10 protein-coding genes are annotated in these 12843 nt (G+C 72.9%); 3 read left to right on the top strand and 7 right to left on the bottom strand.

What is annotated here, in order from left to right:
* Complete coding sequence (locus K6U06_RS19190) at positions 1–1020, top strand: class I SAM-dependent methyltransferase (protein WP_262323581.1); 1020 nt, start codon at positions 1–3, stop codon at positions 1018–1020.
* On the opposite strand, the gene K6U06_RS19185 is transcribed toward K6U06_RS19190, so the two are convergent.
* The 3 genes from K6U06_RS19185 to meaB form a co-directional block, all read right to left on the bottom strand.
* Positions 1017–2561: a hypothetical protein gene (locus tag K6U06_RS19185; protein ID WP_262323580.1), complete on the bottom strand. Its 1545-nt coding sequence runs from the start codon at positions 2559–2561 to the stop codon at positions 1017–1019. The genes K6U06_RS19190 and K6U06_RS19185 overlap by 4 nt on opposite strands.
* Positions 2562–2625: 64 nt before the next feature.
* Positions 2626–3402 (bottom strand): enoyl-CoA hydratase/isomerase family protein, encoded by a 777-nt coding sequence (locus K6U06_RS19180; protein WP_262323579.1) that lies wholly within the window; start codon positions 3400–3402, stop codon positions 2626–2628.
* A 14-nt stretch (positions 3403–3416) separates the two neighbouring features.
* Positions 3417–4415 (bottom strand): methylmalonyl Co-A mutase-associated GTPase MeaB, encoded by a 999-nt coding sequence (gene meaB, locus K6U06_RS19175; RefSeq protein ID WP_262323578.1) that lies wholly within the window; start codon positions 4413–4415, stop codon positions 3417–3419.
* A 69-nt stretch (positions 4416–4484) separates the two neighbouring features.
* On the opposite strand from meaB, the gene K6U06_RS19170 reads away from it, so the two are divergent.
* Together K6U06_RS19170 and K6U06_RS19165 are read left to right on the top strand one after the other, a co-directional pair.
* Positions 4485–5642 carry a M20 family metallopeptidase gene (locus K6U06_RS19170; protein WP_262323577.1) on the top strand — a complete coding sequence of 386 codons (1158 nt, stop codon included), beginning with the start codon at positions 4485–4487 and terminating at the stop codon, positions 5640–5642.
* A 13-nt stretch (positions 5643–5655) separates the two neighbouring features.
* Positions 5656–7233 (top strand): MFS transporter, encoded by a 1578-nt coding sequence (locus K6U06_RS19165; RefSeq protein WP_262323576.1) that lies wholly within the window; start codon positions 5656–5658, stop codon positions 7231–7233.
* A gap of 4 nt (positions 7234–7237) precedes the next feature.
* Here K6U06_RS19165 and K6U06_RS19160 read toward each other — a convergent pair whose 3' ends face one another.
* The 4 genes from K6U06_RS19160 to K6U06_RS19145 form a co-directional block, all read right to left on the bottom strand.
* A complete protein-coding gene (locus K6U06_RS19160) occupies positions 7238–7816 on the bottom strand; it encodes an alpha/beta family hydrolase (protein WP_262323575.1) in 579 nt (192 codons plus the stop codon).
* Positions 7813–9207, bottom strand: coding sequence for a hypothetical protein (locus K6U06_RS19155; protein ID WP_262323574.1), 1395 nt, complete (start codon positions 9205–9207; stop codon positions 7813–7815). Before K6U06_RS19155 ends, K6U06_RS19160 begins: the two co-directional genes overlap by 4 nt.
* A 110-nt stretch (positions 9208–9317) precedes the next feature.
* The gene (locus tag K6U06_RS19150) at positions 9318–10838 is read right to left on the bottom strand and encodes an NAD(P)/FAD-dependent oxidoreductase (RefSeq protein ID WP_262323573.1); all 1521 of its coding nucleotides are present in this window, start codon (positions 10836–10838) and stop codon (positions 9318–9320) included.
* A 180-nt stretch (positions 10839–11018) separates the two neighbouring features.
* Positions 11019–12656: a glycosyltransferase family 39 protein gene (locus tag K6U06_RS19145; RefSeq protein WP_262323572.1), complete on the bottom strand. Its 1638-nt coding sequence runs from the start codon at positions 12654–12656 to the stop codon at positions 11019–11021.
* Positions 12657–12843 lie beyond the last annotated feature (187 nt).

The following is a 12843-nucleotide window of genomic DNA, read 5'->3' as shown; positions in this document are numbered from 1 at the left end:
GTGGACCCGAGCGGCGCCCCGACCAATCCCGGCATCCGGGAGCGGCTGCTTTGGGGCATAGACCTGGCGACCAGCCGAGGCTTGGAGATCGGGCCGCTCCACAACCCGCGCCTCACCAAGCACGAAGCCGACGTCCGCTACCTCGACCACGCGAGCAAGGCCGAGCTGCGGGAGAAGTACCGGGGCAACCGCGACGCCGAGCCGTTCGCTGACCGGCTGGTCGACGTCGACTACATCTGGCAGCCGGGCCGCACGTTGGCCGAAGTGCTCGGGGACTGGTCACCGGTCGGGTTCGTTATCGCGTCGCACGTCATCGAGCACGTGGCCAACCCGATCCAGTGGTTGCAGGACATCTCCGCCATCCTCATGCCGGGAGGCGTCCTGTCGCTGGTGGTACCCGACCGCCGTTACACCTTCGACGCCCGCCGCCGGGATACCGGGCTGGCGCAGCTGATCGACGTGTACCTGCGCGGGATCGATACACCAACGCCTCAGCAGATCTTCGATCATGAAGCCGAGTTCATGGGCGACATCTCCGCCGATGCCTTGTGGGGCGGCTTCGACCCGGCGTCGCAGGCCCGCACCGACGCAGATGACCCGTTGCGCTTCGCCTTCGATGTGTGCCGGGCCCAGCTGGCGACCGGAGAGTACCGCGATGTCCACGCCAGCACGTTCACGCCCACGTCGCTGCTCGAGCGTCTCGCCGAGATCGTCCGGCTCGGGCTCACCGATCTGTCGATCGCCGAGATCTTCCCGACCGACCGCGGGTCCTACGAGTTCTTCCTGACCGTCGTGAAAGATGAGGCGGCCGACGACGCCACCCGGCTCGATCGGATTGCCCGAGCCCGAGCCAAGGTCGCGGCGTTCGAGGCCGCTGCTGCGTCCACCGAGGCCGAGCCGGCGCCCGCGGCGCAGCTTCTGCTGAGCGACCGGGAGCGGCGGTTGATAGAGATCAAGCGGGCCGCCCTAGAGCGGGCGGCTCCTTTCCGCCGGCGCATCGCTGCTCGCCGGGGGCGCTAACCGCCCCGTTGCCCGGGAGCGTGCCGGTCGGGGATCCCGAACGCCTGCTCGCAGGTGAGGTCGATCTTCCATACCGGTCCAGGGGCGTTGCTGACGACCACCCGGCTGGCCCCGCCGGTCCGTACGCAGGTGGAGCGGGCGGCCGCGACGTCGTGCTCCCACGCGCTGAGCGGCGCCCGGCTGAGCGACAGCGGGACGTTGAGGACCAGCACGGTCGCCAGATAGACCAGCACGACGGGCCGCGCCCGCAGCCACCCGGCCGCCACCCGGCCGCCGTTGACGGGCGCCGTCGCGGTGCCGTTGACAGAAGCCGTCGCGGTGCCGTTGACGGCCGTCGCCGCGATGCCGTTGACGCCCGATGCAGGGCCGCCGTTGACGGCCGGCGCCGGGCCGTCGTCGGGGGGAGCCGGCCGCCGGCGAGGCGAGTCCAGGTAGACCAGCACAGCCATGACGAGGAGCACCCCGGAAGGGCCGAAGTACCGGCTGGCGACGGGGAACGCCCGGTCGGGGCCGTTCAGGACGAACGCCAGGTCCGGGAGGGCGCCGAGGTCCCGGAGGATCACCCCGATCGCCAGCAGCCAAAGCGACAGCCCGAGGCACACCAGCATCAGCGGCCGGACCCCCGGAGGGCGGGCCCGGAGCGCGAGCAGCGCCAACCCGACGAAGATGACCGCCCCGAGCGCGGCCGCACCCGGCAGCGCCAGCCAGTGGTACACCGTGTAGTCGAAGCGCAGCCCGACCGCCGAGGCGTCGACGGTCCGCACGGTGAACAGGTTGAAGATGGCCCGCGGGCTGAGGTGCAGCGGCGTCGGGTCGTGAGCCTTGAAGTGCCCGTAGGCTTGGAGCACGGTGCCGATCCCCACCCCTGCGACGACCGCCACGTCGAGCGGCCGGCGCCGCCGGTAGGTGACTACCGCGATGACCGGCGCCGTGAGCGGGATCAGCGGCGAGGTCAGGGTGGCGACGGCCAGGAGGACGGCGACGGGCAGCGGGCGGGCCGTGTGCCCGGCTGCCCAGGCGACGATGAAGACGACCGCGCCCGCCTCGCAGTACCACTGGACGTAGGTCAGCGACTCGGAGATCTCGAACCCCGACGCGGGCAGCAGGAGCACCGTCCCGGCGAGGACCGCGGCCGACGGGGTCGACAGCCCCACCCCCAGACCGCACTCGTAGGCGACGGCGGCGACGAACGCGGCGACGAGCACCGAGGTCATCGCGAAGATCGGGGGTGTCCAGCTGAGAGGCAACGCCGACGCGATCGCCGACGCGATCCTGGGCACGGCGTGGTAGTAGCCGGCGTAGATCGTCGTGAACGAGTGGAGGATCCCGTTGGCCCGGGACTGCTGGATGAAGATGCTGCTGTCCTCGCCGAAGAGCGAGAACCGCTGGCTGGCGTTGATCGGGCGGAACAAGTCGACGACCACCGCCGCCGCGAAAACCACCAGCGTCCGGGATAGGCGCGCCGCTCGGGCGCCCGGGGCCGGCCGCTCGGGCTGGCGCGGCGCGGCGTCCACGGGCACGGCGGCAGCGAAGTGGGTCATCGGCTGAACTGTCCCTTCCTGGAGATGGCACCCGCGGCCCGGTCGGGGCCGAGCATCGGCGGTGTCAGCGGCCCTTGAAGGCGGCCTTGCCCGGACCGTTGTCGAGGAACGAACGGACGCCGTTGGCGGCGTCCTCGGTCCGGAACACCTCTACGAACAGCTCCTGCTCGAGGTCCAGGCCGGCGGCGAGGGGACCGTCGAGGCCGGCGTCGACCGCCCGCTTGGCGTACCCGGCGGCCACCAGCGGGCCGGCCGCCAGCTCCGCGGCGAGGGCCACAGCGGCGTCGAGCTCCTCGCCGGCGGGGACGACCCGCTCCACCAGCCCGATGGCGTGAGCCTCGGCCGCGTCGACGTGACGCCCGGTCAGGATCAGCTCCTTGGCCCTCCCAGCCCCGACCAGCCGACTCAGCCGTTGGGTTCCTCCGGCGCCGGGGATCAGGCCCAGCTGGATCTCCGGCTGGCCGAAGCGGGCCTTCTCCGACGCGATCCGCAGGTCGCAGGCCAGCGCCAGCTCGCACCCGCCGCCGAGGGCGTAGCCGGCGACCGCGGCGATCACGGCGCGGGGAAGGGCGGCCAGCTTGTCGAACGCAGCCCGGAACTGTCGGGCGTACACCGCCGCCTCGTCGGGGCCGCCGAAACCGGCGATGTCGGCGCCGGCGGCGAAGATCTTCGGACCGCCGGTCACGACGACCGCTCCGGGCAGGTCCGCGGCCAGGCCGTCTGCGGCCGCCTCGAGCTGCGCCAAGAGCTCCACCGAGAGCGCGTTGGCCTTCGGGCGGTCGAGGGTGATCACCGCCACCCCGTCGGGGCGCCGGTCGACATGGACGAAGGTGTCAGCCACGCCCCGACGCTAGGTCAACGAGCCGGTGGCGTGCCCTCGACGCTGCCGATCAGGTTGATCGCGGCCTGGTAGGGGTCGACCCGGCGGCCCACCACATCGTCTAGGGCGCCGGCCCAGCGGGCGCCGCCCTCCAGCTCCCGCACGTCGCGTTCGAGCAGGCGCAGCACCACCGCGCCCATCTCGTCTTCGAGACGCCGCCGGCGCCGGGCGGCCAGCTCGCCGGTGGCCTCCAAGTGGGCGACGTGGGCGTCGACGGTGGCCCACAGCTCGTCGACACCTTCGCCGGTGTGGGCCACCGTGGAGAGGATCGGCGGCCGCCACGCCCCCATGTGGGTGTCGAGGTCGAGCATGTTGTCGAGATCCCGGCGGGTCTCGGCGGCGCCGGGCCGGTCGGCTTTGTTGATGACGAAGATGTCGGCGATCTCGAGCAGCCCGGCCTTGTTGGCCTGCACCGAGTCGCCCCACCCGGGGTTGACCACCACGATCGTGGTGTCTGCTTTACCGGCGATCTCCACCTCGACCTGGCCGACACCGACCGTTTCGATCAGCACGACGGGGAGGCCCACCGCGCCGAGGACCCGGACCGCCTCTGGCGCAGCGAGGGCCAGACCGCCGAGGTGGCCTCGGGTGGCCATGGAGCGGATGAACACCCCGTCGTCGGTGGCGTGGCCCTGCATCCGGACCCGGTCGCCGAGTATCGCCCCGCCCGAGAACGGGGAGGAGGGGTCGATGGCCAGCACCCCCACCTGACGGCCGGTCGCCCGCACCTCTGCGATGAGCCGGTCGGTGAGCGTCGACTTGCCCGCCCCCGGGGCGCCGGTCACGCCGACCACCCGCTCGATGGCGGCCGACGGGGCGAAGGTCAAGCGTCCCACCGCCCGGGCCGGCGCACCGCCCCGCTCAACCAGCGACAGCAGGCGACCCGTCGCCGCCCGGTCGCCGGCCTGAGCCGCCCGGAGCAGCTCCTCGGGATCGCGCCGGCTCCGGCGGGACGGTGGTGTCGGTTCGGCCATAGACGGGCCAGTATGCCAACGGGCCTGGGGCGGCAGTCCAGCCCAGGGCGGAGGCGTAGGCTCGCACCGGTGCGAGACCAGGTAGACATCGACGCGGTAGTGGCACTGACCTCGGCTCTCGTCGCGGTCGACACCCAGAACCCGCCGGGCAACGAGCGGCCGATCTCCGACGCGGTCCACGACGCGCTGGCCGGGTGGCGTCCCCTGTGGCGGGAGGTCGAGCCGGAACCGGGGCGCCTGTCGCTGATCGCGGAGGTCCCCCACCCCGACGGCCCCGGGGATCGACCGACCCTCATCGTCAACGGCCACCTGGACGTGGTGCCGGCCATCCGGGACGCGTGGACCCACGAACCGTTCGAGCCGACCGTCGAGGACGGCCGGCTTTACGGACGGGGCAGCGCCGACATGAAAGGCGGCATCGCGGCCGCGGTTTGCGCCCTGGACCTGCTGGAGCGGGCCGGTCGGGCGCCGGGCTGCAACTTGGTGTTCCACTTCGTCGCCGACGAGGAGGTCGGCGGCCGGCTCGGCACCCAGGCCCTGCTCGAGATGGGCCTGATCAAGGGCGACGCGTGCCTCGTCCCGGAGCCGACCAGCATGCAGTTGTGCATCGCGGAGCGCGGCTTGCTGCAGGGTCACGTCACGGTGCACGGCCGGCCCGGTCACGGCAGCCGGCCCAGCGAGGCGGTGTCGGCCATCGAGCACGCCGCCCGCCTCGTCGTCGGGTTGCACGGCGCCGAGTTCGGCGAGGGGCGCCACCCGCTCCTCGGCCGGCCGACCTGCAACATCGGGACCATCGAGGGCGGCAACGGCCTCAACGTGATCGCCGAGCGATGCCGCTTCGGCGTCGACCGTCGGGTCCTTCCCGGCGCCACGGCGGAGGGCAGCGAGGCCGAGCTGCGGGAGCGGATCGCGTCTCTCGGCGTCGAGGGGTTGAGTTACGACTTCGACTTGAAGGTGTTCGGCGAAGCCAGCGAGCTGCCGCCCGACGACGCTTTCCTCGAGCAGGTGCGCTCCGCTTTGGTGAAGGCCACCGGGGAGCAGCCCGAGGTGATAGGGATGAGCTTCACGACCGACGCCCGTTTCGTGCGCAACGGCGCCGGGATCCCGGCGGTGGTCTGCGGGCCGGGCAACGTCGAGCAAACCCACGCCGTGGACGAGTGGGTCGGGGTGGACCGCCTGGCCGACGCGACCGCCGCCTACGCGGAGCTCTACGCCGCCTTCTCCTGAGGCAGCGGCGCCGGTGCAGGTCCAGACGCGCTGCCGCTGCGACCCTGACGCGGTCGCCGCGATCGTCGCGCCCCGCACCGGGGTGGTGGAGGAGCAGCCCCTGGCGGCCCCTCCCGGCGAGTACCGCTTCGGGCAGGGAGAGGGTCCCCTCGCCGGCTACCGGCGGGAGGTCGTCGTCACCGCGTTACCCGGCGGCGGGTACACGGTGGAGCAGCGCGTCGGGCTCACCGTCGGGTTGCCGCTGGTGGCGTGGCTGTTCGCGCTCCCCCTCCGCCGCCGCCTGGGCCGGGTCGGGCCGGAGGGGCCGCTGCCGTGGTGGCTGCCCCCCGCCCGCCTGTCCCGGCGGGCCGCGGTGGTCCTCGTCACCCTCTGCGCGGTGTCGGTCCTGGTCGGCTATCTGAGCGACCTGCTCGCCTACACCATGACGTACGCGGCCAGCGAGTTCCGGGTCGGGTCGACCGGTCAGGGGGTGGCGCTCGGCGTCAGCCGGATCGCCGCGCTGGGAGCGGTCGTGGTCCTCGTCGCCGCCGACCGCCGAGGGCGGCGGCCGGTGCTGCTGGCGGCGCTATTCGCCGGCGCGGCGGTCACCGGGGCGAGCAGCCTGGCCCCGTCCCTGTCGTCGCTGACCGCCATGCAGGTGGTGGCCGGGGCGATGGCCGCCGCGGCCGGGGTCCTCGTCGGGGTGCTGGTCGTGGAGGAGATGCCGTCGGGGACCAGGGCGTGGGCGCTCGGGGTCAGCGGCATGTGTTTCGGGCTCGGCTCCGGTCTGGCCCTGGCCGCGCTCCCGCTGGCGGGCACCGGAGCGGGCGGATGGCGTTGGCTGTTCGCCCTCGGCCTGCTCGTCGTGCCCGCCGCCGCGGCCGCCGCCCGCTGGTTGCCGGAGAGCTCCCGGTTCGTCTTGGCGCAAGCCGCTGAGGGCAGAGCGGGGCACGCCGACCCGGGCGGCGCCGCGCCGGGCCGGCGCCGGCATCGATGGGCGCCCCACGACCGGAGGGTGCTGGTGCTGCTCGGGGCCGGGGCGTTCCTGCTGGCCCTCTTCGCCGACCCCGGCGGCGCGCTCCAAAACCAGTACCTGCGCCATCAGCGCCACCTTTCACCGCTCCACATCTCGATCCTGCTGCAGGTGACCGGCACCGTCGGCGGCCTCGGCACCCTCGTCGGCGGCCGCCTGGCGGACACCCGCGGGCGGCGTCCCGTCGCCGCGGTCGGGGTCGCAGCCCTGGCCGGCTCGACGCTCGGCGTGTACCTCACCGGCGGCGTGGCCCTTTGGTGGTGGGAGGCGGCCTCGAGCGTGGTCTCCTACGGCATCGGGCCGGCGCTCGGCGTCTACGGCGCGGAGCTGTTCCCGACCGGGTTGCGGGGCCGGGCCGGCGGGGTCATCACCGTCCTCGGCGCGGCTGGCGGGCTGGTCGGGCTGGCCGCCGCCGGCGGCCTGACCAGCCTGATCGGCACGATCGGGCCGGCCCTGGCGGTGCTTTCTGTCGGCCCCGCGGTCCTCGCGGTGCTGGTCGTGGTCGCCTACCCGGAGACCGCGGCTCGCTCCCTCGAGGAGCTCAACCCGACCGACGCGCCCGCCGCGGAGGTGCTGTGAGCCTTCAGGCGGGACGGACCAGCGTCGGCCACTGCTCGGACAGCCACGCCACGACCGTCGAGGCCACGGCGCTGTCGGCGTTGCGGAGGCCGTGGTCCTTCCCGTCGATCCAGCGGTGAGTGACCGGCCCGGGGATCGCCGCGGTCGCCTCCTCGAGCTCGGAGGGCGAGCCGAACGCGTCCTTGGTCCCGGACACGAACAGGCAGGGGACCGACAGCTGCGGAAAGTGCTCGCTGCGCAGCCGGTCGGGCTTCCCCGGCGGGTGCAGCGGGTAGCTGATCAAGACCAGACCGGCGGCTTGGGGCACCAGCCCGCCGGCGACGGCCATCGAGCACATCCGCCCGCCCATCGACCGCCCGCCGAGGACCAGCGGACCGGCGCCGGCCAGCGCCGAGGCCTGCTCGACGACCGCCGCGATCAGGACCGGAGCCCGGTCGGGGGCCTTGCGCCCGGCCAGGCGGTAGGGGAAGTCCATCCGGGCCACCGTCACCCCGGCCGCGGTCGCCGCCTCGTCGGTGGCGACCAGCTGCGGTTGGTCACGCCCGGCGCCCGCGCCGGGGGCGAGCAGCAGCCCCAGGATCACACCAGCTCGCGTAGCGCGTCGCGGAGGCTGACGGCCTGCGACGCGACGATGTCGGGGTCGGCGCTGTGCTCGAGCGCGTCGGCCAGCGTCCGGGTCCGGCGCCGCAACCCGAGCCACTTGCCGTCGTCGAACCCGATGGGGGTGGGGCCCTCCACCGCGCCGGCGTTGGCGATGACATCAGCGACGCGTTCTTTGTCGTCGGGGTCGCCGGCGAGGCGGTTGACCGCCGCGAAAAGCTCTTCCAGCTCCCGGTACCGGGCCTCGTCGTCCTCGTCGTCCCCGGCCCCGCCGACCTGGTCGAACAGCGCCTCGACGGCGGCCTCGTCGACGCTCGGGACCACCAGGTCAGGGCCGTCCCATGCGTGGGGGATGGCCCGGTCCTCGAGCAGGACGGTCAGCAACGCTCGCTGCTCGGGTAGCCACTCGGGCACCTCGTAGGAGGTCTCGGGCCCGCCGCCGAGGAGCCGGACGTCCTCACCGTCGTCGTCCTCACCGTCCTCGCCGGCGACGTCATCGGGGGCGGCGGCGCCCTCGCCGGCACCGCTGTCAGGGCCGGCCCCGAACACCGCGGCGGCGGAGCGGGCCACCTCGCTGTCCTCCAGCGCTACGGCGTCGTCGAGCGCACCGTTGGCCAGCGCCGGGTTGCCCGTCGCCGGGCCGGACCCCGCCGGGGCGGCGTGTTCGCCGTCGTCGCCGGTCGCGCCGCGCGCGCCTTGGGCGGAGCCGATCCCGGAGGAAGGAAGCGACGGGGTCGCCACCGCCGGGCGCAGCAGCGTCACCAGGACCGCCGCCTGCTGGCGGATCTCGTCTTCCAGCGCCTCGTCGGCTCCCAGCGCGGCGAGGAGCCGGCGGGTCACCCGGCCGATCGCCGCCCACTCGTCGGGGGTCACGCCGGGATAGTCCTCGGTCATGAACACCCCCGCCGACGCTTCGGCCACGTCCCCGTCGGCCTCCATGTCGGTCGGGTCCACCCGCAGACGCTGGGCGGCCTTGAACATCATCTCGACCGCGAGGACCACCTCCCCGTCGACGGCGCCGGCGTAGGGCCGCGCGCCCCCCTCGTCGCCACCGGCGAGGGCCGGGCCGGCCGGATCGGCGGCCACCTCGGCCAGCTCCTCCACCAAAGCGTCGACGCGTTCCTCGTCGGTGACGGCCACCACCAGATCGTCGTCCTCGAAGCGGTGAAGGATCCGCTCCGCCACCAGGGCCTCGATGAGCCGGCCGCGGGCCCGGTCCTCCCAGTCGACGATCCGGTAGCCGACCTCCTCGTCGTCGTCGCCGGGCGGCAGCGACGGCAGCGGGGACGCCACCAGCTTCTGGCGGCACAGGTGGCACCGGCCCTTGGAGTCCACCTCGTAGCCGCAGTTGGCGCAGTACCAGATCTTGCTCATGAACGGGGTCCTCTCGGGGCGTGGCAGGTGAAGCAGGTGGGCGGCGTCACGCTCTCATACTTGCCCAACACCACCCGCCGGCCGCCACCTGGCGGCGGCAGCCGTCGGGGTCAGCCGGCGGCAGGCCGCTTGGGCAGCACCGGAGCGTCGCGCCCGGTACCCGACGTGCGGCCCCGGCCGTCACCGATCTCCTCGTGGTACTCCTCCTCGACGTTGACCGACCACGTGTCGTGGCTGGCCCCGAAGAGGTTCTCGACCGCCAGCATGGCTGTGTACATCGAGTGGTCGGCGTTGTTGTAACGGTGCATGCCGTTGCGGCCCACCGGCCACACGTTGGCCACGTTGGCCTCCAGCCACCGCCGGATCGTCTCGACGTTGTCCCCGTACTGGGCGTCGTAGTACGGGTACGCCTTGGGCATCCGCACGACGTAGCCGGTCTCGACCCGGGCCGGGTCCACCAGCTTCAAGTTGCCCAGCTCCTGCTTGGCCCGCTCGACGAGAACCTCGTCGGGGGCGCTCCAAGTGGCGTCACCCTCGACGACGGTGTACTCAAGGCCGAGCACGTTGCGGCCGTCTTTGACCATGTGCGGCGACCACGAACCGAAGTTCTGGATGCGCATCGCGGTGGTCCCCTTGTCGTGCAGGTAGATCCAGTTGTCGGTCCAAGGCACCTCGTCGGCGGGGACGACGAGAGCCACGGTCAGGAAGTCCCGGTACGACAGGTCGTCGGCGGCGGCGATGACCTCGGCCGGCGCCGGGGGGTCCATCGCCTTGACCAGCGCGCCGAGCGGCATCGACGAGATCACCGAGCTGGCCTCGTATTCGGTCACTCCCCCGTCGGAGGTGGCTTCGATGGTGACCGCCCGGCCGCCCTCGTGGCGGATGCGGGTGACCCGGGTGTTCATGACCACCTTCGTGCCGGCAGCCTCCACCAGGTCCCGGCAGCGCTCCCACATCATCCCGGGGCCGAGGCGCGGGTACTCGAACTCCTCGATGAGGGAGGTGATCTCCTTCTGGTTGCGCTTGGGCAGCAGCGCGTTCATGATCGCCGACGCCAGCGACAGGTTCTTGATCCGCTGCGCGGCCCAGTCGGCGCCCATCTCGGACCCGGGGTGGCCCCAGACCTTCTCGGTGTAGGTCTTGAAGAAGTGCCGGTACAGCCGCCAGCCGAAGCGGGCGGCGACCCAGCCCTCGAAGTTGGACTGGTCCTTGGGGGGATGGACCTTCACCCACACGTACGACAGGACGCAGCGGACGGCCTCGATGACGCCGAGGTTGGTCAGCGCGTTCATGGCCTTCAGCGGGTAGTCGTAAAACTTGCCCTTGTAGAAGATCCGGCTCTTGCGGGGCCGGAGCATGAAGTCCTCAGCGGGGAGGATCTCGTGCCACAGCTCCTCTACCGGGGTGACCTTGGTGAAGAAGCGGTGGCCGCCGATGTCGAAGCGCCAGCCGTCTCGCTCGACGGTCCGGCTGATCCCGCCGACGATGTCGTCGCTCTCGAGAACCGTGGAGCGCTTGCCGGCCTTGGACAGCTGGTAGGCGGCGGTGAGGCCGGCAGGCCCCGCCCCGATCACCACGACGTTGTCCGCCGCGCCGTTGGCGTCAACCACCCCGGCCTCTTGGTCAGTCAAACCGTGCGCTCCTTAGTCGTGTGCAGGCCCGATGCGGGCGTCTGGCAAACCGCTGCTGCAGTCGCGGCGCCGGCTCTCCGGCGGGCGCCGCGAGGGGCCGTCCAGCGCTCCAGCGGCTGCCCAGGATAGCTGGCAGGGTCGAAAAAGGGCGGTAGCCCCGAAGCGGGCGGCGCCGTGGGGTCAGCTGGGATAGCGCACCAGGTTTTCGAACTCGTAGAACTGATGGCCGTTGGCCGCCACCACCTGCTCGCCGGTGGGGCGCAGCAGGTTCAGCCAGCTGCGGAGCTGGCCGCAGTCGCCTCCAAGCCCCGGATATCCGTCGCGATAGACCAGCCACAGCGTGTGGTTGGCACCGAGACGGCTGAGCATCTGCTGGGCGAACACGTCGACGTGGGTGGCGGCGATGGTGGCCTTGTAGTCCACCCAGTTGACTCGCTGCGGGCCGATGGCCCTCGGGAAGGTCAGCTCCGACACCTGCGGCACCTTGAGGAGACGGTCGACCGCCGGGCCCAGCTGATCCGGGCAGTAAACGACCAGGTCCCCGGGCTGGGCCTGAGCGTTGAGGACCGCCGCGACCTGCACCGCCTGGGTGCGGGCCTGCCCGTTCTCGCCCAGGCCGGTGAGCACACCGGCGATCGACAGGACCGCCACGGCCAAGGCTGCCACCTTCCGGCTGAACAGCCCGACGCCCATGGCGACGATGAGCAGGAACAGCGGCAGCACGACGGCCGCGTACCGGGCGACGAACGCGGCCTGGGCCAGCGCCCCGGCGACGACGGCGAGGACCAGCGTGCCGGCGACCACCCCGACCAGGCCGGCGACGCGCCGGCGGGGGGCGGTGGTCAACAGCACCGCGGCCCGGCCGGCGCCGGGCGCCCCGGCCGGCGCCGGGCGACCGAAGACGCCGAGGGCGCCCAGCGCGAACAGCCCGTAGGTGAGCAGCTGTCCCCACGGTCCGCTCCCGCCGAAGTCACCGAAGACGCCGAGCAGGTCGGCGGGGCCGGCCGCTCCGGTCCACGGGGTCCCGGTGTGCAGAGACTGGTATACGAACACCGGCGACCATGGCAGCCAGGCCACACCGCCGAGCACCATGGCGCCGAACACCGGCCGGATGCCGGCGTTGCGCGCCGCGATCGGCTCCCCGCGGCTGTCCCGCCAGATCCGCCACAGCAGCCACGCGCCCACGGTGGTCACCAGGTAGATGGCCCAGTAGTGGGTGTAGAGCAACGCCGCGGTGACCGCGGCCACCTTGAGCAGGTTGCGCCGGGTGGGCGCCGCCAGGGCCTGGGTGAAGGCCAGGTAGCCGACCAGCGCCCACAGGATCATCAGGGAGTACATCCGCGTCGCGGTCGCGTACTGGATCGCGAACGGAGAGCTGATACCGAGGAACAGCGCCACCCACCCGACGGTGGGACCGCCGAGGCGGCGACCGGCCCGCCAAAACAGGGGGATGGTGCACACGGAGATCAGCCCGGAGAGGGCTCGCACCGCGAAGTCGCCGCGGCCGAAGACCAGCATCCACACGTGGAGGAGCAGGTAGTACAGCGGCGGCGCCCCGTCGTGGGCCAAGGCGCCGGGGATCTGGGTGACCGGGAGCTTGGCGATGTTGACGCTGATCGTCTCGTCGAGCCAGAGCGGGCTCGGGGCGTAGAACCGCAGCGCCACGCCGCCGACGGTGACCACCGCGGCCAGCCCGACGAGGATCCTGGCCGAACGGGGTCCCGACCAGGCCTCCGCGACCACCCGGCGGACCTCGCCGCGAAGCGTCGGCTCCGCCTGCACGGTGGGGCTCAAGGTGCTGGTCACGGCGGTGGTCACGGTGCCGAAAGGTTACCCACGCGAAGGGAACCTCAGGCGTCACCGGGCCCCGGCGGCGGCGGCACCCGCCGTCGGCCGCCTCCAGCGACCCCGGGAGGGCCCCGCCTGCACCCCCGGGAGGGCCCCCGCAAGCACCCCCGGGAAGGCCCCGCCGGCACCTCCGGGAGGGCCCCGCCGGGGAGGGGGT

This window comes from Acidiferrimicrobium sp. IK, from assembly GCF_025499425.1.
Taxonomy (GTDB): domain Bacteria; phylum Actinomycetota; class Acidimicrobiia; order Acidimicrobiales; family Palsa-688; genus Acidiferrimicrobium.
This window is presented reverse-complemented; position numbering and strand designations above follow the sequence as displayed.